The 21970-nt window shown below is 72.8% G+C and carries 21 protein-coding genes; 9 read left to right on the top strand and 12 right to left on the bottom strand.

What is annotated here, in order from left to right; genetic code table 11:
* Window positions 1–90: 90 nt before the first annotated feature.
* On the bottom strand, window positions 91–2826 hold the full coding sequence (locus ACFY0K_RS32690) for a SpoIIE family protein phosphatase (RefSeq protein WP_390642842.1): 2736 nt from the start codon (window positions 2824–2826) through the stop codon (window positions 91–93).
* A 121-nt stretch (window positions 2827–2947) separates the two neighbouring features.
* The gene (locus ACFY0K_RS32685) at window positions 2948–4309 is read right to left on the bottom strand and encodes a helix-turn-helix domain-containing protein (RefSeq protein ID WP_390642841.1); all 1362 of its coding nucleotides are present in this window, start codon (window positions 4307–4309) and stop codon (window positions 2948–2950) included.
* A 187-nt stretch (window positions 4310–4496) separates the two neighbouring features.
* Between ACFY0K_RS32685 and ACFY0K_RS32680 the strand changes: the two genes are divergently transcribed.
* From ACFY0K_RS32680 to ACFY0K_RS32665, 4 genes are all read left to right on the top strand, one after another.
* On the top strand, window positions 4497–5204 hold the full coding sequence (locus ACFY0K_RS32680) for a DUF4232 domain-containing protein (protein WP_390642840.1): 708 nt from the start codon (window positions 4497–4499) through the stop codon (window positions 5202–5204).
* Window positions 5205–5271: 67 nt separating this feature from the next.
* The gene (locus ACFY0K_RS32675; RefSeq protein ID WP_351956561.1) at window positions 5272–5394 is read left to right on the top strand and encodes a hypothetical protein; all 123 of its coding nucleotides are present in this window, start codon (window positions 5272–5274) and stop codon (window positions 5392–5394) included.
* 173 nt (window positions 5395–5567) lie between these two features.
* Window positions 5568–6590: an aromatic acid exporter family protein gene (locus ACFY0K_RS32670; RefSeq protein WP_390642839.1), complete on the top strand. Its 1023-nt coding sequence runs from the start codon at window positions 5568–5570 to the stop codon at window positions 6588–6590.
* Window positions 6591–6693: 103 nt separating this feature from the next.
* On the top strand, window positions 6694–7371 hold the full coding sequence (locus ACFY0K_RS32665; RefSeq protein ID WP_390642838.1) for a GAP family protein: 678 nt from the start codon (window positions 6694–6696) through the stop codon (window positions 7369–7371).
* A gap of 27 nt (window positions 7372–7398) precedes the next feature.
* On the opposite strand, the gene ACFY0K_RS32660 is transcribed toward ACFY0K_RS32665, so the two are convergent.
* Window positions 7399–7554, bottom strand: a complete 156-nt coding sequence (locus tag ACFY0K_RS32660; protein ID WP_093500398.1) for a DUF6131 family protein — start codon at window positions 7552–7554, stop codon at window positions 7399–7401.
* Between the two features lie 192 nt (window positions 7555–7746).
* Here ACFY0K_RS32660 and ACFY0K_RS32655 point away from each other — a divergent pair, with 192 nt between their 5' ends.
* On the top strand, window positions 7747–8433 hold the full coding sequence (locus tag ACFY0K_RS32655) for a response regulator transcription factor (RefSeq protein WP_390642837.1): 687 nt from the start codon (window positions 7747–7749) through the stop codon (window positions 8431–8433).
* Between the two features lie 21 nt (window positions 8434–8454).
* Here the strand turns inward: ACFY0K_RS32655 and ACFY0K_RS32650 are convergent, their stop codons facing one another.
* The 3 genes from ACFY0K_RS32650 to ACFY0K_RS32640 are packed head-to-tail and all read right to left on the bottom strand — an operon-like array spanning window position 8455 to window position 11347.
* On the bottom strand, window positions 8455–9696 hold the full coding sequence (locus ACFY0K_RS32650; RefSeq protein WP_390642836.1) for a cytochrome P450: 1242 nt from the start codon (window positions 9694–9696) through the stop codon (window positions 8455–8457).
* 20 nt (window positions 9697–9716) lie between these two features.
* A complete protein-coding gene (locus ACFY0K_RS32645; RefSeq protein ID WP_390642835.1) occupies window positions 9717–11111 on the bottom strand; it encodes an NAD(P)/FAD-dependent oxidoreductase in 1395 nt (464 codons plus the stop codon).
* The gene (locus tag ACFY0K_RS32640) at window positions 11108–11347 is read right to left on the bottom strand and encodes a ferredoxin (protein WP_390642834.1); all 240 of its coding nucleotides are present in this window, start codon (window positions 11345–11347) and stop codon (window positions 11108–11110) included. The genes ACFY0K_RS32645 and ACFY0K_RS32640 overlap by 4 nt, the downstream gene beginning before the upstream one ends.
* Before the next feature lie 384 nt (window positions 11348–11731).
* Here ACFY0K_RS32640 and ACFY0K_RS32635 point away from each other — a divergent pair, with 384 nt between their 5' ends.
* Entirely contained in the window at window positions 11732–12526 is a 795-nt protein-coding gene (locus ACFY0K_RS32635; RefSeq protein WP_351956906.1) for an SDR family oxidoreductase, read from the top strand.
* A gap of 66 nt (window positions 12527–12592) precedes the next feature.
* Here the strand turns inward: ACFY0K_RS32635 and ACFY0K_RS32630 are convergent, their stop codons facing one another.
* The 3 genes from ACFY0K_RS32630 to ACFY0K_RS32620 all read right to left on the bottom strand — a co-directional run bounded on the left by ACFY0K_RS32630 (window position 12593) and on the right by ACFY0K_RS32620 (window position 15946).
* Window positions 12593–14455 carry a glycoside hydrolase family 15 protein gene (locus tag ACFY0K_RS32630; protein WP_390642833.1) on the bottom strand — a complete coding sequence of 621 codons (1863 nt, stop codon included), beginning with the start codon at window positions 14453–14455 and terminating at the stop codon, window positions 12593–12595.
* 111 nt (window positions 14456–14566) lie between these two features.
* Window positions 14567–15367 carry a DUF4239 domain-containing protein gene (locus ACFY0K_RS32625; RefSeq protein WP_390642832.1) on the bottom strand — a complete coding sequence of 267 codons (801 nt, stop codon included), beginning with the start codon at window positions 15365–15367 and terminating at the stop codon, window positions 14567–14569.
* A gap of 126 nt (window positions 15368–15493) precedes the next feature.
* Window positions 15494–15946, bottom strand: a complete 453-nt coding sequence (locus ACFY0K_RS32620; protein ID WP_390642831.1) for an ATP-binding protein — start codon at window positions 15944–15946, stop codon at window positions 15494–15496.
* A gap of 255 nt (window positions 15947–16201) precedes the next feature.
* Between ACFY0K_RS32620 and ACFY0K_RS32615 the strand changes: the two genes are divergently transcribed.
* The 3 genes from ACFY0K_RS32615 (at window position 16202) to ACFY0K_RS32605 (ending at window position 18404) form a co-directional block, all read left to right on the top strand.
* Window positions 16202–17056, top strand: a complete 855-nt coding sequence (locus ACFY0K_RS32615; protein ID WP_390642830.1) for an SDR family oxidoreductase — start codon at window positions 16202–16204, stop codon at window positions 17054–17056.
* Between the two features lie 47 nt (window positions 17057–17103).
* Complete coding sequence (locus ACFY0K_RS32610; RefSeq protein ID WP_388604056.1) at window positions 17104–17637, top strand: cupin domain-containing protein; 534 nt, start codon at window positions 17104–17106, stop codon at window positions 17635–17637.
* A 65-nt stretch (window positions 17638–17702) separates the two neighbouring features.
* Window positions 17703–18404 (top strand): TetR/AcrR family transcriptional regulator, encoded by a 702-nt coding sequence (locus ACFY0K_RS32605; protein ID WP_390642829.1) that lies wholly within the window; start codon window positions 17703–17705, stop codon window positions 18402–18404.
* Window positions 18405–18470: 66 nt separating this feature from the next.
* Here the strand turns inward: ACFY0K_RS32605 and ACFY0K_RS32600 are convergent, their stop codons facing one another.
* From ACFY0K_RS32600 to ACFY0K_RS32590, 3 genes are all read right to left on the bottom strand, one after another.
* The gene (locus ACFY0K_RS32600) at window positions 18471–18893 is read right to left on the bottom strand and encodes an SsgA family sporulation/cell division regulator (protein WP_390642828.1); all 423 of its coding nucleotides are present in this window, start codon (window positions 18891–18893) and stop codon (window positions 18471–18473) included.
* Between the two features lie 64 nt (window positions 18894–18957).
* Window positions 18958–19158, bottom strand: coding sequence for a hypothetical protein (locus ACFY0K_RS32595; RefSeq protein WP_390642827.1), 201 nt, complete (start codon window positions 19156–19158; stop codon window positions 18958–18960).
* A gap of 209 nt (window positions 19159–19367) precedes the next feature.
* A complete protein-coding gene (locus ACFY0K_RS32590; RefSeq protein ID WP_390642826.1) occupies window positions 19368–21569 on the bottom strand; it encodes a PQQ-binding-like beta-propeller repeat protein in 2202 nt (733 codons plus the stop codon).
* Window positions 21570–21970 lie beyond the last annotated feature (401 nt).

Genomic DNA, 21970 nt, shown 5'->3' with positions numbered 1-21970 from the left:
ATGGCTTGACGCCCTCCGGGGGTCCGGGCGCCGCACGGCATGCCGGGAACTCCGGGCCGGGCCTGCCCACCGCGCCGCCCCCGAGCCCGATCACGGGACGTCGGCCGCGGGGAATCCCTCTCGGGTGCGAACCCCCGCGAGCTCCGCGCGGGACCGGTCCGCGGGCGGCTCCGGGCCGAGCCACTGCTCGGTCCAGATGACCTTTCCGGCGGGGGTGTAACGCGTCCCCCAGCGGTCGGCGAACTGGGCCACCAGGAAGAGGCCGCGGCCGCCCTCGTCCATGGTGGTGGCCCGGCGCAGGTGCGGGGAGACGCTGCTGGCGTCGAAGACCTCGCAGATGAGGCAGCGGTCGTGGATCAGGCGTACCCCAACGGGACCCGTCGCGTGCCGGATGGCGTTGGTGACCAGCTCGCTCAGGATCAGCTCCAGGGTGAACGCCTCCTCCTTCAGGCCCCAGTCGCGCAGCAGCTCGGTGGCCGCGGCCCGGATCCCGGCGACGGCAGCGGGGTCGGACGGCACGGTCCAGTACGCGGTGTGCCGGTCGTCCAGCGCCCGGGTGCGGGCGACGAGCAGGGCCACGTCGTCCTTGGACGCCCCGGGCAGCATGGCCTCCAGGGCCGCCCGGCACATCTGGTCGGGCGTGCGGCCCGGCACCGCGAGGGCCCGGCGCAGGCGCTCGATGCCCTCGTCGATGTCCTCGTGCCGGTCCTCGATCAAGCCGTCGGTGTAGAGCACGACGCCGCTGCCCTCGGGCAGCAGCACCTCGCTCGTCTCGTACGGCATACCGCCCAGCCCCAGGGGCGGCCCGGCCGGTATGCCGGGCAGGCGGGCGTCGCCGTCCGGGAGCACGACGACCGGTTCCAGGTGCCCCGCCCTGGCCATGGTGCACATCCGGGAGACCGGGTCGTAGATCGCGTACAGGCAGGTGGCGCCCGTGAGGGTGCGGTTGCCGCCGCCGTCCCGGTCCTGGTCGATGCGGCTGACCAACTCGTCGAGATGCCAGAGGAGTTCGTCGGGCGGCAGGTCGAGCGTGGAGAGGTTGTGCACGGCGGTGCGCAGCTGGCCCATGGTGGCGGCGGCGTGCAGTCCGTGCCCCACGACGTCTCCGACCACGAGGGCGACGCGCGCCCCGGGCAGCGGGATCACGTCGAACCAGTCGCCTCCGACACCGCCGTGCCCGGCCCCCGCCGGCAGGTAGCGGTACGCCGCGTCGACCGCGTTCTGCTCCGGCAGGGCGTGCGGCAGGAGGCTGCGCTGCAGCGTGACCGCCATGGTGCGCTCCCGGGTGAAGCGGCGCGCGTTGTCGATGCTGGTGGCCGCCCGGGCGACCAGCTCCTCGGCGAGCGAGAGGTCCTCGTCGGTGAAGGGGGTCGGCTCCTTGGAGCGCCAGAAGGTCGCCACGCCGAGGAGCACGCCGCGGGCCCGCAGCGGGGCGGAGATCATCGAGTGGATGCCGTAGGCCACCAGCCGGCGGGCCCGGTCGGGGTCCTGGGCCTGCCAGCCGGAGAAGGCCGCCATGTCGGACTCCAGCACCATCCGCCCGGCACCGAAGCCCTCGTCCTGCGGGGTGAAGGGGTCGAAGTGGATGAGCGCGCCGGGCGGGCGGAGCGGCACGTCCGGCCGGATGCCGTGCAGGGCGACCCGGCGCAGCCCCGCCACGCCCGCCTGGTCCGGTTCCTCGCCGCTCAGCACGGTGTCGGCCAGGTCGACGGTGACGTAGTCGGCGAGTCCGGGCACGGCGAACTGAGCCAGTTCCTCGGCGGTGCGCGTCACGTCGAGGGTGGTGCCGATGCGCAGTCCGGCGTCGTACAGCAGCGCGAGCCGTTCCTGGACCACCTCGATCCGGCCCGTCAGCGCGGCGAGTTCGGTGGTGTCCCGCAGGGTGGCGACCCAGCCGCCCGGTCCGGGCGGCCCGTCCGTGGGGCGCTGGCTTACGGCCAGCAGCCGGTCGCCGACCTCGATCACCTCGTCCGTGGCCGCCCTGCCGGACGCGAGGAGCTCTTCGGCCCTGGGGGCGATCCCCAGCTCCGTGACGGGCCGGCCGTCCACGTCGGCCGCCAGCCCCAGCAGACGCCGCGCCTCGTCGTTGGCCAGGAGCAGCCGGCGTTTCCGGTCGACGATCAGGACGCCTTCGCGCACCGAGTGCAGAACGGCGTCCTGATGCTCGTACATGCGCGTGATCTGCACCGGCCCCAGACCGCGCGTCTGGCGGCACAGGCGCCGGCCGACGAGTGCCGTGCCGGTGGTGGCGGCCGCGAGCGCCAGCACCGTGCCGGTCAGGACGAGCGGCACCTGGCGGGCGGCCGCCAGACTCACCCGGTGGACGGTGATGCCCGCGGAGACCAGCCCGACGACCTTGCCGTCGGCGGCGGTCACCGGGACGACGGTCCGGACGGAGGGGCCGAGCGTCCCGGTCGTCGTCTCGGTGACCGTGCCGCCGCGCTGCGCCGCACCGATGCTGCCGATGTAGCGGCGGCCGACCTCGCCGGGGTTCGGATGGGTGTAGCGGATGCCCGCGGGACTCATCACGACGACGAAGTCCACGTGCGCGTGCCGGCGGGTCTCCTCGGCCAGCTGCTGGAGCGCGGCGGTCGGACGGCCCCCGGCCAGCGCCTGCCGCACGGTGGGGTCCGCGGCGACGGAGGCGGCCACGGCCTGCGTGTGGTTCCGTGCGTCCCGGTCGGCGTCGGTCCGCGACTGCAACAGAAGGGCGGCGACCGCCGTCGCCACCAGAACCAGGACGACCCCGACCTGCATGAGGAACATCTGACCGGCAACGCCGCGTATCCCGTACCAGGACCGCACCTGCCGGAGCATATGGTGCATACGGCTCATATAACACCACGCGGGTGCGAGTCCATCACCCCCCGGACCGCATCGGTTCCCGGCATCGGCGCACTGCGCACCGGGGCGGCTACGACACGTGGGCCCACGGCGCCGTGCGCCGTCAGCCCCCTTCCCGCGGGATCCACTCGCCGCCGCCCAGCGGGTAGTCGTAACCCGGGCGCCCGGCGTCACCGCTGGTGCGGAAGGCGGTGCCGGCGTTGTCGACGTGGACGGTGCCGCGGCGGCTGCCGCTGGACCAGTCCAGGGTCAGGTCCCAGCGGACGTCGTGGGCCTTGGTGCGGGCGAAGACGTAGAAGACCTCCGGGTCGGACTCGCTGACCTTGTACGGGAAGTCGCGCTGGCCGTTCTCGGCGGTGACCCTCGGGCTGCCGTTGTCGAGGTCGATGTCGAACGACTTGGTCCCGACGCCACCGCCGCAGCCGACGCCCATCGAGTAGTCGTTCCAGGCGAGCGGCGCGTCCTTGCTGAGCACGCGCACGTGCAGCGCCTCCAGGACGACGGTCTGCGCGCCGGTGCCCTGGACGGTGAGGGCGACCTCCTGTTCGCCCGAGGACACCGCTCCGTACGCCGCGGCCCAGCGCGGGGCGTCCTGCTCGCTCGCCGGCGGGCCGACCTGCGCGGGCTCGCTGTCGACGAGGAAGTGCTGGCTGCACGGGTCGTCGTAGACGTACGGGCGCGTGTTGACGGTGAGCGGTACGGCGGTGCCGGTGGTGGTGCCGTCGGCGCCCTGGGCCCCGCCGCCCTGCTTGCCGTCGTCCGCCGAGCCGCCGTTCCCGGTCCCCGCGGACTCGGTGGGGGTCGCGGAGGACGAGGCGGAGGGCTTGCGTCCGGTCCCGCTCGGGGACGGGGAAGGAGACGCCTTCCCGGTGTGCGGCGTGCCGCCGACTGCGGTGGCGTTCCCGGCCGCCTGCTCGTCGCCCGTGCCGCCGCGCCCGCCACCGAGCGACGGATGCACGGCGAACACGACCGCCCCCAGCACGGCGGCCGCCGCGACGGAGGCGATCAGCGCGGTACGGCGCCGGCGCGGCGCCGCGGACCCGTGCGGCAGGTCGACGACGACCGGCTCGCCGCTGCCGTCGGCGCCGGGTGGCGCGTCGGAGCCGGTGACCACCGGCTCACCGGCATCGCCGGGTCCGGACGACGCGTCGGCATCGCCCTTCCGCGGCGCGACGGCCGTCGCCGTGGCCTGGTCCGTCCTGCTCCCGCGCGCCGCGTCCGCCAGGATCCAGCGCCGGTGCAGCTCCACCAGCTCCTCGGGCGTCGCCCGGCAGACCCGGGCCAGGCGCTCCACCGGCGCGTACTCGACGGGCACCGCCGTGCCGTTGCAGTAGCGGTGCAGCGTCGACGTGCTCATGTGCAGCCGCTTGGCCAGCACCCCGTAACTGAGCCCAGAACGGTCCTTGAGCTCCCGCAGCAGCAGCGCGAACGCCTCCGTCGCGTCGGCCCCTGTCGCCCCTGACACCCGTTCCCCCATCCCCTCGCGTCCCAGTCCCGCGTTCCAGGGTTGCGATGTTCGCCCTGGTCGGAGCCCGTTTCCGCGTTCCAGTGTCCCCAACTGCCCGCCGTGCCTGGCGGTTGGGACGGATCGCCTCGCAGGCTTCGGTCATCCAATCACCACCGCCACCCGAACACCGAAGGGGCACGTCCACATGTCCAGCCTCCGCACCTCCCGCACCCGTCTCGCCGGCGCCGCCACCACCGTCGTCCTCGCCGCGCTGTCCCTGACCGCGTGCAGCGACGGCACGGGCGTCCACGCCGAGAGCGTCGCCGCCGCCACGCCGACGACCGCACACGCCTCCTCCCCCACGCCGTCCTCCGCCGCCGGCTCGACCACCTCCGCCGCCTCCGCCCCGGCGGCCAAGGCCACCACCGGCTCGCGGAAGTCCACCGGGGGCACCGCCGCGTCGAAGGCGCCCGCCCAGGCCGCCAAGCCGGTCACCTGCGAGGGGTCCAACACCAGGACGGTCGCGGCCCCGCTGACCCGCCCCGTGAACCACATGCTCCTCACGGTGACCAACACCGGCAGCAGGACCTGCTACCTCTACGCCTACCCGGCCGTCCGCTTCGGCGAGGCCCAGTCCGTCCCGCCGGTGATCGAGGACTCGAAGCCGCAGGCCGTCGTCACGCTCGCACCGGGCGAGTCCGGGTACGCCTCGGTGAACCTGTCCGCCACCGACGGCAGCGGCACGAACGGCCACACCGCGGACTCCCTGTACGTCTACTTCCACGGCCGCTCCGGCAACGAGAGCGTCGGCACGGGCGCCCACCCGCCGCTGCCCGCGAAGGGCGTCTACGTCGACGACTCGCTCAAGGTCACGTACTGGCAGCAGTCGATGGACGACGCCGTCAACTGGTGACGCCCGGGCCCCCGTTCGCAGCCCCAGCCCTCGGACCGTCCCTCTCCCGGCAGGAAGGTGACCCGCCATGCACCGCACCCGCAGGATCTCCCGCTTCGTGACCGCCTATCTCCGCGCCGCCTTCCAGGTCGTCGTCCTGGGCGGCACCGGCAACCTGCCCCAGGCCGCGGCGGTCCGCCGCCGCGGGTAGCGGGGACGGACCGCGGAGCCGCCCACCAGCCGATCCGGGCCGCCAGGAACGGCTCGTCCTCCGGTGCCTCCTTGCGGGCCCGCGGGACCCGCTCTGCGGGTGCGCCGGCCGGCTCGGCGCCACCGGTTGTCACCGCCGCGCGACAGATCGTGATGTGTGCCTAAAGTGGGCGCGTGACGGGCGTTTCGCCGGCGGCGCGGGTGGGCCGCAGGCTCCGGGTGCAGGGGCCGTCGGCGGCCCGGATCCTGGTGATCGCGGTGCTCTGCTGGCAGACGGCGCTGTGGGCCGGTGCCGACCAGCCGCCGGTGTTCGCGGCCATCGTCCCGCTGCTGTGCCTGCGCGGTGACTCCGCCACCTCCCTGGCGGCACTGCTGCTGAGGATCCTCGGCGTGCTGGCCGGCGTGGCCATCGGCGTCACCGTGGTCAGCCTCTTCCGGCCGAGCACGCTCGTCCTCGCCGTCGTGATCGGGCTGGCCCTGCTCGGCGGGACCGTCGTCAGTTCGGGGACGGCCCTGAACGTGCAGGTCGCGGTGACCTCACTGCTGGTCTTCGCCAACCCCTCGCCGGAGTCGTACGGCTTCGCCCGGCTGTGGGAGAACGCGCTCGGGGGTGCCGTCACCGCCGTCCTCGCCCCGCTGCTCTGGCCGCCCAACCCCCGCAGGGAGGCGGCGGCGCTGGCCCGCGGGTGCGCGGACGGTCTCACGGAGGGCCTCGTGCGCACCGCGCGCGCGATCGGGTCCCCGGACGCGGCACGCGCCAACCGGGTGGCGACGCAGGCGACGGCGGACCGGCTGCGCGGCTACGGGGCGCGGGCGCGGGAGGCGGAGAAGGCCCTGCGGTTCAATCCGCTGCACCGCCGCCACCGCGCCGAGGTGACCGAACTGTGCGGCCGGATCGACCTGGCCGTCCAGGCGGTGCCCCAGCTCCTCTCCCTGGCCGCCGAGGCCGAGTTCCTGAGCGTGCGCGACGGCCCGTCCCCGGCGCTCGCCCGGGCCCGGACCGCACTGCTCCCGGTCGCCGAGGCCACCGGGCACGCCCTGGAGGCGGTCCTCGCGGGGCGGCATCCGGGCGCCGACACGGAGGCCGCCCGCGCCGCGCTGGCCCGGTACGCCGAGAGCGACAGGGAACCGCCGGCCGTGGTGCTGCGCAGGCCGTTCACCCGGATCCTCGACCTCTGCGACGGCTTCCGCAGCTGAGCAGGGGCCGGGACCGGCCGCCGGGAAGATCCTCCCGAGGACAGATCCGGCCGGGCGCAGGAGGATGAGAACGCCAGGTGTGCCGAGTACGCCGGAGGCGGCCATGGGTGCGGTTCTCGGTGATGTGCTGGGTTTCGCGGCCGCGGTCGCGGTCAGCCCGCTCCCGATCATCGCGGTGATCCTGATCCTCGCCACCCCTCGGGGACGCCTCAACGGCGTCCTGTTCACCGTCGGCTGGATCCTGGGGCTCGCGGTGCTGGGCGCGGTGATGCTGGCGATCGCCTCCCCCGCGCACGCCTCGGCCCACAAGCACCCGGCCACCTGGGTGGGAGCTCTCAAGCTCGCCCTTGGCCTGTTCCTCGTGGTCTTCGGCGCCCGGCTGTGGCACCGGCGTCCGAGGGATCCCGCGGAGGCCCGGCTGCCGAAGTGGATGAGCGCGATCGACCGCCTCACGCCGGTCAGGATCTTCGCGCTGGGGGTGGCTCTGGCCGCGCTCAACGCGAAGAACGCCCCGCTGACGATCGCCGCCGGGGCCGCGATCGGCTCGGCCGGGCTGCCGGTGGGGCAGCAGATCGGGGCCCTGGCGGTCTTCGTGGTGGTCGCCACCCTCGGTCTGCTGGCCCCACTGGGGGTTTTCCTGCTCGGTGGCGAACGCGCCAGGACCACCCTCGGCGACTGGAAGGACTGGGCGGCTCAGCACAACGTCGCCGTGATGGCGGTCCTGTTCTTCGTCCTCGGGCTGAAGCTGCTCGGAGACGGCGTCTCCGTCCTCACCTCCTGACGGCCCCGGTGGCGGAGCACCGCTCCGTCACCAATAGTGACGTCGGCCGGCGACCGCGTGTCCCGTGGATCCCAGGATCCAGAAGACGGCCCCGACGACGAGCAGGATGATGCCCAGCGTCCACAGGATGGATATGCCCGTGAGGAATCCGACGATGAGCAGGATGACACCGAGTGCGATCATGACCGTACCTCCTAGCGCGTTCCACAGCCTCTGTCGGATTTCCGGGTTCCCCGGAGCGGCGCGGTCATACCGGAGCTGTTCGACCAGGTGACGGGGAAATCGAAATGACGATCCGATCGGCCAGGCAGCCGTCCACCGGTGATGCGGATTCCGATACGCCGGCCATAGGCGCGGGCCCGTAGCCTCGACGGCATGCGTGTGCTGATCGTCGAGGACGAGCCCTATCTGGCGGAGGCCATCCGCGACGGCCTGCGCCTGGAGGCGATCGCCGCGGACATCGCGGGGGACGGTGCCACCGCGCTGGAACTGCTGAGCGTCAACGGCTACGACATCGCCGTCCTCGACCGCGACATCCCCGGGCCGTCGGGGGACGAGATCGCCCGGCGCATCGTCGCCTCCGGCAGCGGGATGCCGATCCTCATGCTCACCGCGGCCGACCGCCTCGACGACAAGGCGTCCGGCTTCGAACTCGGCGCCGACGACTACCTCACGAAACCCTTCGAGCTGCAGGAACTCGCCCTCAGGCTGCGGGCCCTCGACCGCAGACGCGCCCACAGCAGGCCCCCCGTACGGGAGATCGCCGGGCTGCGCCTCGACCCGTTCCGCCGGGAGGTCTACCGGGACGGCCGGTACGTCGCGCTGACCCGGAAACAGTTCGCCGTCCTCGAAGTCCTCGTCGGCGCCGAGGGCGGCGTCGTCAGCGCCGAGGAACTCCTCGAACGCGCCTGGGACGCGAACGCCGACCCGTTCACCAACGCCGTACGCATCACCGTCTCGGCCCTGCGCAAGCGCCTCGGCGAACCCTGGATCATCGCCACCGTCCCCGGCGCCGGGTACCGCATCGGCACCCAGCCGGAGCCCGGACGCACGGGAAGGTGAGGGGAGCCGGTAGCGGCTGGTTCACCCGGGGGTGTGCGAGCGCTGACCACCGTTCAACTCGACCTGCAGATGGATCGGTCCGCGCAGTACGGGGCTGCGCCGGTACGGGGGCGGGTCGGCGACCAGGGTGGGGGCGTCGAGGCGCCGTACCAGTTCGGTGAGGGCGATCTGCGCCTCGCGGCGGGCCAGTGGGCCGCCGAAGCAGAGGTGGATGCCGCTGCCGAAGCCGAGGTGCTGGTTGTCGTGCCGGTCGGGGTCGAAGCGGTCCGGGTCGTGGAAGCGGTTCGGGTCGCGGCTGCCCGCGGCCAGCATCAGCATGATCTGCGAGCCCTGGGGGATGACGGTGCCGGCGACGGTGATGTCGCTGTACGCGGCCCGCCAGGGGATGATGTGCACGGGCGGTTCGTAGCGCAGGAGTTCCTCGACCAGCGGCACGATCAGGTCCGGTTCGTCGCGCAGCCGTTGCAGCACGTGGGGGTGGCGCAGCAGGGTCAGCGTGCCGTTGGCGATGAGGTTGACGGTGGTCTCGTGGCCGGCGATCAGCAGCAGGTTGGCGGTGCTGATGATCTCCTCGTCGGTCATCCGCCCGTCCGGCCCGTCGTCGTTGGCCAGCCGTGACAGCAGGTCGTCGCTGGGGTGGCCGTGGCGCTGCTCCACCAGTCCGCCGAGGTACTGACGCAGATCCTGGCGGGCCCGCACGCCGTCGTCGAGTTTCTCCTGCGGGTCGGTCCTGGCGTCGTAGTCGATCGCGTTGATGATGTCGTTGACCCAGACCCGGAACCGCGGTTCGTCCTCGCGGGGCACGCCGAGCAGGTGGCAGATCACCGTGACGGGGAACGGGTAGGCGAGGTCGTCGACGACGTCGATCCGCTCCCTGTCCGCGACGCCGTCGAGCAGCCCGCCGACGGTGTCGGCCAGGGCGGGTTCCAGGCCGGTCACCAGTCCCGGGGTGTGCGGGGGCCCGAAGTGGCGCATCGCCATCCGGCGCAGCCGGTCGTGCTCGGGCGGGTCCATGTTGATGAAGGCCGGCGTGGTGGTGCCCTCGGCCGAGGGCATCGGATGCGCCAGGTTGCGGACGTCGGAGCTGAGGTGCGGGTCGTGCAGGATGTCCGCCAGCTCGCGGTACGTGCTGATGACGTAGCTGCCGTCGTCCTGCCGGGCCACCGGCGTCTCGCGCAACTCGGCGTAGAGGGGGTAGGGGTCGGCGCGGGAGGCGTAGTCGAGGATCCGGCGCAGCGTGTCGGGCGCCTCGGTCGTGGTCATCTCGCTGTCCTTTCCTCGTCCTACCGGCAGTGCTGGTGCGCGGCCGTGACGCGGCGTTCGCCCGGGTCGTGTCCGGTGACGACCACGGTGGCGCCCTGGGCGAGCAGGGTGGGGCCGGGGAAGTCGACGGGCACCGGTTTGGTGTCGACGGGCTGGTCGGGCGTGGGGCAGGGCGGCGGGAAGGGCGCGGCCGTCTCGATGAGACGCCGGTAGTGGTCCAGCCACTTCGCGTTGTTGAAGGTCACCGCCGCGGTGACCCGGCCCTGGTAGCCGTACGCGGCGACGAAGCGGTGGTCGGACACCGACCCCTGGGTGACCACCACCTCGTCGGCGAAGGTCGGCACGCCGACGGACTTGATGTTGACGCCGAACTGGATCGACCAGAACCGCGGGATGGACAGGTGGGGCCAGCGCTCCGCCTGGCCGTTGACCATGTTGTGGGCGGCGACCTCGGCCTGCTCCACGGCGTTGGCCCAGTGCTCCAGCGAGATGAGCCGGTACTCGTAGACCGGGTTCGGGCAGCGCGCCACGTCCCCGGCCACGAAGACGTCGTCGGTGATCAGCCCGTTGAGGTCCATGGCGCGGCAGCCCGTGTCGCAGGCGACGCCCCAGACGCCCGACGCCAGTCCGGAGCCCCGCAGCCACTCGGTGTTGCGGATGCCGCCGAGCGCGACCACCGCCACGTCGGCGTCGACGGTGCTGCCGTCGTCGAAGTGGGCCCGGCGCAGCCGCCCCTGCGCGTCCCCCTCCAACTGCGTGACCTTGACACCGCACCGCAGGTCGACACCGTGGGCGCGCTGCATGTCGGCCGCCACCTCGCCGATCATCGCGCCCAGCCCCCCGACCAGCGGGTACGGCGCGAGTTCGGCGACGGTCACCGGGATGTCCCGCTCCCGGCAGACGGACGCGATCTCGGAACCGGTGAACCCCGCCCCGATGACCAGCACCCGGGACGGCCCGGCGGCCAGGGCCCGCTGCAGCCCTTCGGCGTGCTCACGGGTCCGGACGACGAACACCCCGTCCAGCGCCGCCTCCGACTCGACGAACCACGGCCGGGCCCGTACCCCGGTGGCGATCAGCACCCGGTCGAAGGGGACCTCCCGCCCGTCGGCGAGACGCACGTGGTCGGTGGCCAGGTCGAGACCGCTCGCGGGCACCCCCAGCAGCCACTCCGCGTCGATGTCCCGCCGCCGCGGCAGCCGGGTGCCGTCGGCCGGCACCCACCCGGTCAGGACCTGCTTGGACAAGGGAGGACGGTCGTAGGGCTCGCCCAGTTCGTCGCCGATCATCGTCAGCGATCCGGTGAAACCCTCCGCCCGCAGGGACTCCGCGGCCCGCAGCCCCGCCAGTGACGCACCGACGATCACGATGCGGCCGTCGCGCTTGAACGCTCGCAGGTTGTCGGCGCTGGTCATGGCCTCGACGCCTCCAACGGTGCGTCCCGCCGCTCCGCCCGGCCCTCCAGCCGGTCGACGAGGATCGCCTGGACCGGGCAGGCCGCCGCGGCCCGCAGCACCCGGTCGCGCTGGGCGTCATCGGGCTCCGGGTCGTACATCAGCGCTTCCTCGCCGTGCATCCGGAACGCGTCCGGGGCCAGGAACGCGCACTGTGCGTACCCTTCGCATCGGGAAAGATCGACGACTACTCGCATCCCGGCCTCCACAGGAAGAATTCGGTGTTCGCGAGAGAACGCGAGAGCAAGGCGAGAAAGATCGGCCGTCGCGCGAAGGCGACCGGCGTCACCGAGACCGCCTGCAATCCCGCTATTTCACCCGATCAGCGTATTCCGCGGGCACATCGCCCGCACTCCGGTAAGCCGGGTGTCCGGGGGCCGGCCGGGCGAAGATCCTGCACCGCGCGGCGCAACGCGGTCCGTCACGGCATGCCGCCGCCCCGCCCCGGTGCTTGGCTGAGATCCGGATCTCCGGGCGACGGGCCCGGCGCAGGCGGGCACGCAGTGGAGGAGCGGGACATCGTGAGTTCCACCGAGGGGACGTCCGCGTCCGGGGCGTCCAAGGGCGTGATCCCCGGTCATCTGCTGCGTGGGCAGAAGGCCCTGGTGACCGGCGCGAACTCCGGCATCGGCAGGGCGACGGCCGTGGCCCTGGGTCGCGCCGGGGCCGACGTCGTCGTCAACTACGTGGCCGGCCGCGAGGAGGCCGAGGAGGTGGTCGAGGAGATCACCGGCCTCGGGGTCCGGGCCGCCGCCTACGAGGCGGACGTCTCCGACGAACAGCAGGTCGTCGCCATGACGGACCGGATGGTCCGGGAGTTCGGCACGATCGACATCCTGGTCGCCAACGCGGGCCTCCAGCGGGACGCCCCCGTCACCGAGATGACCCTCGCCCAGTGGCAGAAGGTTCTGGACGTCAACCTCACCGGGCAGTTCCTGTGCGCCCGCGAGGCCACCAAGGAGTTCCTGCGCCGAGGTGTCGTACCCGAGGTGTCGCGCGCGGCCGGGAAGATCATCTGCATGAGCTCGGTGCACCAGGTCATCCCGTGGGCCGGCCACGTCAACTACGCCTCCTCCAAGGGCGGCGTGCAGATGATGATGGAGACGCTCGCCCAGGAACTCGCGCCGAAGAAGATCCGGGTGAACGCGATCGCCCCCGGGGCCATCAGGACCCCCATCAACCGCAGCGCCTGGGAGACGCCCCAGGCCCGGCAGGACCTGATGCGCCTCATCCCCTACGACCGCATCGGCGACCCCGAGGACATCGGCCACGCGGCCGTCGCCCTCGCCTCCGACCTCATGGACTACGTCGTCGGCACCACCCTGTACGTCGACGGCGGCATGACCCTCTTCCCGGGCTTCGCCACCGGCGGCTGACAGGTCTGCACACAACGGCGCCGCGGACGACAGACGCCCAGACCAGTCCCGGCTCTGCCGGCGGAGCTACCCGTGCCGGACGAGCCCCGACCGCCGGCTGTCGAGCGCCTGGTCCAGGGTGAGGGCCGAGTCGATGAGGGCGAGGTGGGTGAACGCCTGCGGGAAGTTGCCCAGCTGACGTCCCGTCGGGTCGATCTCCTCGCTGTACAGGCCCAGATGGTTGGCGTACCCCATCATCTTCTCGAACACCAGCCGCGCCCGGTCGGTCCGCCCCGCCCGCGCCAGGGCGTCGACGTACATGAACGTGCACAGCGAGAAGGTGCCCTCCGAACCGCGCAGGCCGTCGGGCGAGGCGTCGGGGTCGTACCGGTAGACCAGGCTGTCGCTGACCAGTTCGTCCTCCATGGCGTCCAGGGTGGTCGACCACATCGGGTCCCCGGGGGTGAGGAACCCGACCGTCGCCATGCGCAGCAGCGAGGAGTCCAGGACCTCGCTGCCGTAGTGCTGGACGAAGGCCCGCCGGTCCTCGCTCCAGCCCCTGGCCATGACCTGTTCGTAGACGGCGTCCCGTTCGGCCTTCCATCGGTCGGCCGCCGACGGCCACCCCTTCGACTCGGCGAGGCGCAGCGCGCGGTCGAACGCCACCCACGACATCACCCGGCCGTACGTGAAGTCCTGGCGGCCGCCGCGGGTCTCCCAGATCCCCTCCTCCGCCTGGTCCCAGTGGTCGGCCAGCCAGTCCAGGTCCGTCCGCAGCGAGGTCCAGCCCCCGTGCCCGACCGTGAAGCCGTGCCGGTGCGCGAAGTAGATGCTGTCCAGGGCCTCGCCGTAGATGTCCAGCTGGAGCTGGTTGGCGGCGCCGTTGCCGATGCGGACCGGCGCCGAACCGGCGTAGCCCTCCCAGTGGTCGAGGATCCGCTCGTCCAGGTCGGAGGAGCCGTCGACCTTGTACATGATGTTGAGCGGGCCCGTGGTCAGGTCGCCGCCGGCTCCCTCCTTGACCCGGTCGCCCAGCCAGATGATGAACGCCCTGGCCTCCTCCGTGAAACCCAGTCCCAGCAGGGCGTACACGGAGAAGGAGGCGTCCCGGATCCAGGTGAAGCGGTAGTCCCAGTTGCGCTCGCCGCCCAACTGCTCCGGGAGCGCCGCCGTGGGAGCGGCCACCACCGCGCCGCTCGGGGCGAAGGTCATGAGCTTCAGCGTGATCGCGGACCGCTCCACCACCTCCCGCCAGCGGCCGGTGTAGGTGGACCGCGCCAGCCAGGTCCGCCAGAACACCGCCGTCTCGTGGAAGAGCTGTTCGTGTTCGGCCCGCCTGATCTCCCTGGGCGGGCCCTCGGCGCCCGTCTCCAGGATCAGCCCGCGCTCCTCACCGGCGGCCAGCGTGAGCGAGACCCGCAGGTCGGCGTCCTGGTCCGTCATGACGTCCGCGAGCCGCTGGTCCTCGGGCTCCCGGATGGGGTGCACGATCAGTTCCGTGCCGTCCTCCGCGGCGAAGACGGCTCCGTGCGGGGTGATGTGCAACTGGTGCTTCATGAGCCCGTAGTCGAACCGCGGGGCGATCTCCACGTCGAAGGTCATGGTGCCGCGGACACAGCGGACCAGACGCACCAGCCGGTGCCGGTCCGTGGCCGTCGTACCGGTCACGGGCATGAAGTCGACCACCTCGCCGGCGCCCGCCTCGGTCATGAACCGGGTGACCAGGATCGCCGTGTCGGGCAGGTACAACTGCTTGGTCGAGCAGGTCGGGTGCGCCGGCCGGACCGTGCAGTGGCCGCCCTTGTCCTTGTCGAGGAGCGCCCCGAACACACTCGGCGAGTCGAACCGCGGGGAGCAGAACCAGTCGACGGCCCCGTCGGTGGTGACCAGCGCCGCGGTCTGCAGGTCGCCGATCAGCCCGTGGTTCTCGATCAGCGGGTAGTCGTCCATCGGGGCGCCCCTTCCGGTGTGCGAGTCACCCGAACGCACCCCCCCGATCAGCCTATGCCGCGGCCCCCGCTCCGGCTCGTCGGGCGGGACCCCGAACGTCGCCGGCCGGGGTCAGCGCTGCGTCGGCTGCCAGTACTGGGCCAGGGCCCCTTCGCGGTACGGGGCCGGACTGACGCTGAGGTCACCGGAGAAGGGGCGGTCCAGGACGAAGACGAGGAGCAGACTGAAGCCGACGAGCCCGGCGACCGAGGCGACGAAGAGGATCTGGACCCTCAGTTTGCGCATGCCGAACAGGAACGTGAGCGGGACCAGGACCAGTGCGCCCCCGACGGCCAGGGCCTGGAGCAGCGGGGGAAGTTCCTGGCGGGCCATGGTGATGCGGGCGCGCCGCTGGGAGGCGACGTCGTCGAGATGGCTGACGGTCTGCTCGTAGAAGACCTGCTCCTGCTCGCCTTTCGGGTCGTACGTCTGCAACGCGCGGAAGGCGGCCTGGAGGTGGGTCTCCGTGGCCCCGTAGCTGGGGTGCCCGGCGCGCATCCGCGGCCACTGGTCCTCGACGACCGCGTGGACGTAGCCGCTCACGGCCGAGTCGAGCCGGGCCCGCACCGCCGCCGGGAACGCGGCCGCGTCGCGGGTGATGAGCGCCGCGTCGGTGGCCTCGGCGGCGACGATGGTCTGGGTGTCCTCCAGCTGCGTCCACAGCGTGACGATCACGAACGCGAGGATGATCCCGTAGATGGCGCCGAACATCCCGAGCGTCACACCGACCATGTCGTTGTGCTCCCCGCCGGCCAGCGACGGATACCTGCGCCGCAGCAGCACACTGCCGGCGACGGCCAGCGCAACGGTGCCGCCGACGGTGACGACGGCCAGCGTGAAGGTGCTGAAGTGGTTGAGCAGCCAGAGCGACATGGGGCCGGAGTCTAGGGCGGGCACAGCACCCCGAAACCCCAGCTCGGCGGGCAACTATCGGCACACCGGGAGAAGTTCACACCACCGAGTGAGCGGTCCGGCGCGGTACGCAACCGGAGTGCCGGCCTAGTGGCCGGTGGGATCGCGCAGCCGCAGGTGGGCGACGACCAGCTTGCCGGTCTCCTGTTCCCGCGTGATCAGGCGCCCGCACAGGCGGGTGACCAGGTGCAGGCCGTGGCCGCCGACACGGCCGGGATCGTAGGTGGGCAGTACGGGCGGCCGGTGCGAACCGTCGCTCACGGCGATGCGCAGCAGGCCGGCGTCGGGCGACACCTCCAGGGACAGACCGCCGGGTCCGGGTGCGTGGCGCACCGCGTTGGTGACCAGCTCACTGACGACGAGCTGGGCGTCCTGGCTCGGCCGGTGGTCCGGGTGGTGACCGGCCCGGGCCAGCAGGGCGCGTACGGCGACCCGGGCGTCGGCGATCGGGCTGTCCGCGGTGTCCCAGGTGAGGCGGTGTCGCAGGGGCGCCCCGGGTTCCTGTTCGTCCGAGGCCCGATTCTTCAGCGGGGTGACCATAGAGCTCTTTCCGTAGGCGTCCTTGTCATCTCGTCACAGGCGCTCACGCCGTTCTGCGAATTCGCTTACCCGCCGGTTCCTCGTTCATGAGGCGGTCCGGCAAAGCGCCCCGATACCGGCACAACCGGTGAGGCCCTTCCCGGTTCGATTCCGGCCGCGTTCCCGGTGTGTGGACGACGGTGTGCGTGGGGACCCGGGGTCACCTGCCGAGTACGCAGGGCCGCGGGTGCCGGCTCGTGGTGACGGGAGGTCCGAATGAAGGTCCTGGCAGTGGGCGCGGCCGGCGCCAGCGCCGGAATGGTGGTGCCGGAGCTGGTCCGACGGGGTGTCCGGGTGCGCGGGCTGGTGCACGACGAGAGCCGGGCCGGGCAGGCGAGGCACAACGGGGCGGCCGAGACCGTGGTGGCCGACCTCACCGACCTGGCGGCGCTCACCCGGGCGTGCGAGGGGGTCGACGGCGTTTTCGGGATCATTCCCGCCTTCGCCGAGGACGAGGCGCGGATCGGCACCACGATGGTCGAGGCGGCGGTCCGCGCCGGAGTACGGAAATTCGTGTTCTCGGGTGTCTACCACCCGACGACGAGCGCACTGTCGAACCACCGCGGCAAACAGCCCGCCGAAGCCGCCCTCTACGACTCCGGGCTGGACTTCACCGTCCTGCAGCCGGCGATCTTCATGCAGCAGCTCACCGGGCTGTGGCAGTCGGCTCGGCGCACCGGGACGATCGCCATGCCCTACTCGGCCGACGCGCGGATGGCGTACGTGGACTACCGCGACGTCGCCGAGGTGGCCGCCGAGTCGCTGGTCGGCGACCGGTTCTCCGGCGGCACGTTCGAGCTGTCGTCGCCGGGCACCCACAGCCGCGAGGACCTCGCCCGCCTCATGGGCGACGTGCTCGGCACCGAGGTCACCGCCGAGAGCCCGGACTTCGACGCCTGGGCCGACGCGGCGAACCTGCCGGCCGGGCCGGTGCGCGACGGGCTGAAGGTGATGAACCAGCACTACGACCGGCACGGCTTCCACGGCGGAAACGCACTCGTCCTGACCGCGGCCCTGGGGCGCGAGCCCCGCACGGTCCGCGGGTTCGTCGAGGAGCTGGCCCGGTCGTGACCAGCACTCCAGCAGAGCGCATGCCAGACCGAACAGGAGCAGCAACCGTGACTCAGGAACCGGCACCCCTGCCGCCCGACGACCCCACCCGTGAGCTGGTCGTCGCCGACCCCGACGCGCCCGGCGCGACCCACATCGCGCTCGCCGGCGACACCTACACGATGCTCGTGACCGGCGCCCAGACCGACGGCAGCTACTGCCTGATCGACATGCACGTGCCGGCCGGCGGCGGTCCCCCGCTGCACCGGCACGACTTCGAGGAGATGTTCACCGTTCTCGACGGCGAGATCGAGTTCGTCTTCCGCGGCACCACGACGACCGCGCACGCCGGCACCACGGTCAACATCCCGGCCAACGCGCCGCACCACTTCCGCAACCGCTCCGCCGCACCGGCCCGGATGCTCTGCATGTGCACGCCGGCCGGCCAGGACGAGTACTTCGAACGGTGCGGCGACAAGGTCGGCAGCCGGACCGCCCCGCCGCCCCGGCTCGGCCGGGACGACCTCGACGAGCGCCGGCGGCGCGCCCTCGACCTGGCACCCCGTTACGCGACCGAGATGCTCCCCGACGACGGCATGTGACGCGGCCATGCCGTGAACAGGGTCACAGCCCGAATTCGAGGGGCCCCTCATGTTAATCTGGAGGCATGAGCCAGCACGTCCTGCCCGCGCCGAAGGAGCCGGCCAAGCCGCTGCGCCGTGACGCGCAGCGCAACCGGGACGCGATCGTGGCCGCCGCCCGCAAGGCCTTCGCCGAGCAGGGGCTGGACGCGTCCCTGGAGGGTGTCGCCCGCGAGGCGGGCGTCGCGATCGGGACGGTCTACCGGCACTTCCCCCGCAGACTCGACCTGGTCGAGGAACTCTTCACCGCGAAGTTCACCGAGCTGCTGGCCGCGGCCGAGGAGGCCGCGGCCATGGACGACGCCTGGGAAGCGTTCTGCCACTACCTGGAGCGGCTCTGCGAGCTGCAGGCCTGTGACCGCGCGTTCAACGACCTGGTCTCGGCCCGGCTGCCCCTCCACGCGCTCGGCAGGGGAATGTTCGAGCGCGCGCAGGAGCGGGGTGCCCAGATCTTCCGCGCCGCCCAGGAGCAGGGCGTCCTCCGCGTCGACGTCACCCCGGAGGACCTGGCCTTCGTGATCTGGTCCCAGGCCGGGATCATCCAGGCCACGCGCGCCGTCGCCCCCAACGCCTGGCGGCGCCACCTGCACCTGATGCTCGACGCGTTCCGCGCCCAGTGCGCCCATGAGCTGCCGGAGCCGCCGCTGACCCCGCAGCAGGTCGACCAGACCCTCACCACACTCGAGTGCCCCGAAGCGGAATGCCACGAGTGCCACGAGGAGGCATGAGGGGGCAGGAGGGGGCAGAGGAGGAGGGATGAGGGGCAGGAGGCGGCAGCGGCGCCGTGGGTGGGTTCAGTTCCCCGCCAGCAGCCGCGCCAGCTCCGCGTCCAGGTCGAGGCGGGCGGGTTCCGCCCCCGGCGGCACCGCGGACCACGTCTCACGGAGGAAGGACTCCACGTCCCGCGCGGGGAACTGGAGCAGGGCCGATCCGGCGGGTGAACACAGCGCGACGAGGATCACGTCGCGTCCCGAGTCGGTACTCGGCCACATGTGCACGTCACCCTGCCCGGTGGGCCCGCTCAGCGCCTCGGCGAGCATGTCGCGGCCGAAGAACCACTCGACCGACCGGTCCTGGCCCGGGGGGTGGAAGACGGTACGGACCGCGTAGGGATCGTCTGTCTCGTACCGCAGTGCCGCGTGCATCGGCACCGACATCTCGGGTGACAGGACGAGCTCCACGGGGAGCTCGCACGCCACGATTCTGACCGCTCTCACTGCTTCACTCCTGCGTCCTGCCGATGTCGGCGCGGCGAACCCGCCGGGCCGGCCTGTGGCCGCATCAGCGCTGGTGCAGGTACCAGTCGAGCTGGTCCAGGTACCAGCGGTCGGCACTGACGGTGACGGCGGCCGAGGGCCGCGCGTGCTCCGCGGGTGCCGTGGTGGTCGCCGCCGACGCCGAGCCGCCGGCTCCGAGAAGGGCTCCGCCCGCCACTGCCGTGGTAGCGACGGCGAAAGAGACGCGCCTGATCCACCTGTTCATGGTCATTTCCTTGCCATTTCCTTGTGCTGTGCGGCGCTCCGGAGATTCCGGACCGGCCGCCGGGTGCCGAGCCGCGGGGGCATCCGGAGGGGCCCCTCATGTTCGACCCTGTCAGCGTACTTGAGGGGTGCCTCATGTTTACGGTGAAGCCCGTCACAGCAGGTCGCAAGCGCCGGATCCGAGCAGCGGAGGACCGGAGTGCGATCCGGTCAGGCGGGTCCGTCCGGGCCCCGGGAGAAGGCCGTGTCGCCGGCCATCGCCACGATCGCGTCCTCGACGAGCAGCACCTGCGGCGGGTAGCTCTGCGCCTTCTCGCCGGGGTCGTCCAGTGCCGAGGTGCGCCAGACCTCCGCTCCGGTGCGGCTGTCCAGTGCCAGCAGCCGGCCGAACCGGTTGGCGAAGTAGATCCGCCGGTACGTCGCCGACACCGCGGGCGCGGACAGGCTCTCCACGTCCGTCACCTTCCGCCAGAGCTCCCTGCCGGTGTCCGCCGACACCGCGGTGACCGACCCGTCGGACCGGACGAAGTAGACGACGCCGTCCACCAGGGTGGCCGCGCCGGTCAGCGGACGGGCCAGTGGTGTCCGCCGGACCTGCCCGGTCTCCGGGTCCACCCGCAGCAGCGCGTCGTACGGCCGTTCGTACCCGGACTCGTACACGTCCTTCGCGGTCTGCGGGGCGAGGAACAGGGGCTGCCCGCCGACGGCCCCCAGCGCTTCCGACTTCCTTGGCAGGGTGGCGGATTCGGTGAGGCTGCCGGGGCCGGCCTTCATCAGTTCGACCGGGGCCTGCCCCGCGTCGGTGCCCTGCGAGCACAGGGCGTAGGGGGCGCCGCCCAGCGCGGCCGGAGTGCAGTACTCGTCCAGCGAGGGGGCCCGCCACAGTTCCCTGCCGGCGGGCCCGTAGGCCACGAACGACGAGTGGTCGGGCGACAGGGTCAGCAGTCCGCCGTCGTACAGGACCGCCTCCTCGGACTTGTTGATGTCGCGCTGCCATCGCCGGTGCCCGGTGGCGGCGTCGAGGGCCACCACGCGCCTGGTCCTGTCGTCCGGGTCCTCGTACACGTAGAGCAGCCCGTCGCGGACGCCGATCGGCCGCGCCCCCTGCGGGCGGGTGCCGGTCCGCCACAGGATGCGGCCCGAGGAGGCGTCCACCCTGGCGGCCGTGAAGCCCGTACCGCCGCAGAACAGGGCGCTTCCCGAGGTCACGCAGCCGGGGCTGTCGTAGTCGAGGGGGATGCCCTTCACGCCGGACCGCAGCACCGTCTGCCACGGCCGCCAGCCGGCGGGCAGCGACGCGGCACGGGAGGCGGGGGAGGCGCCGGAGGCGGCGGGGGCGGCGGAGCCGGACATGAAGACGCCCGCTCCGGCCACCAGTGCCGCGACGGCCAGCACCGCGCCGAGGCCGGTGAGCAGCATGCGGGCCCGGCGTCGCCTGCCGGTGCCGGTGCTGGTGCCGGTTCCGGTTCCCGTGCCGGTCGCGGCGTCCGCGGACGTGGTCGCCGTGGACGAGGTGCCCGGGGATGTGGCCGCCGGGCCGGGAGCGGCGGCGTGGCGCCGGGGCTTCGCGGACCGCCCGGTCTCCGTGGGCGCGGTGGTGCCGGACTCCGGCAGCGCCCGGAGCATGCGGTGTATGTCCGTCAACTCCGGCCGTGCGGCGGGGTCCTTGTCCAGGCAGCGCTCCACGATGCCCAGGAGAGCCCCGGGCACCCCGTCGAGGTCCGGGGTCCCGTGCACCACCTGGTAGCCGGTGATGTACGGGCTGTCGGCGTCGAACGGTCCCGTGCCGACGGCCGCGAAGACCAGCAGTGACCCGAGCGAGAACACGTCCGAGGCCGGGGTGACGTCCCGTGGGGCGGCCAGTTGCTCGGGCGACATGAAGGGCGGGGTGCCGATCATCCGCCCGGTCGTGGTGAGGTTCTGGTGGTCGTCGGCGCGCGATATGCCGAAGTCGATGACGCGCGGCCCGTCGTCGGTCATCAGGACGTTGCGCGGTTTGAGGTCGCGGTGCACCAGGCCCGCCCGGTGGATGTCGCGCAGCGCCTCGGTGAGCCCCAGCCCCAGCGCGCGCAGCTCCGCCGGGCCCAACGGGCCGTCCTTCTCGACGACTTCGGCGAGGTTGAGCCCGGGCACGTAGAGCGTCGCCATCCACGGCCGTTCGGCGTCCGGGTCGGCGTCCACGACCGGCGCGGTGAAGGCGCCGCTGACCCTGCGCGCCGCCGCGATCTCCTGCCGGAAGCGCGTCCGGAACTCCTCCTCCTGGGCATACGCCCCGCGCACCAGCTTGACCGCGACCTGCCGTCCCGAGGCGGAGACTCCCAGATAGACGACGCCCATGCCGCCCGCCCCGAGCCGGCCGAGCAGGGTGTACCCGCCTATGGACTCCGGGTCCCCGGTACTCAGGGGCGTCATCGCCGATCATCCTTCCCAGCGCCTGCCTGCCTCACGGGGATCACAGTAGGGCCTGCGGCTCCGGCGGCGGAGCGGCGCCGCCGCACCGGCCGTCGGGAGCCTCGCCGGAGTGGAGGCGGACACGGGACCTGCCGGTACCGGCCGACGGCGAGAAGGTCGTGGCGTGCTTCCTTGGGGCAACGGGGAGGGGCTGGGCCGGGACCGGGCGTGCAGGCGGGCCGGGCGGCGCCCGGGGGGAGCCGCGGCCGGTGAAGTGGTCGGCGGCCCGGGCGAGATGCCGGGCAAGCCTGTCGTCGGCGACGGTGCGGACCGCCCGCCGGCCCTCCAGTCTCCGTCGCCCGCCGGCCTCCACCGGCCCGCCGGCCTCCACCGCCCGCCCGTCTCCGCCGGCCCGGCGGACG

This window comes from Streptomyces sp. NPDC001507, assembly GCF_042894765.1.
GTDB lineage: Bacteria > Actinomycetota > Actinomycetes > Streptomycetales > Streptomycetaceae > Streptomyces.
This window is presented reverse-complemented; position numbering and strand designations above follow the sequence as displayed.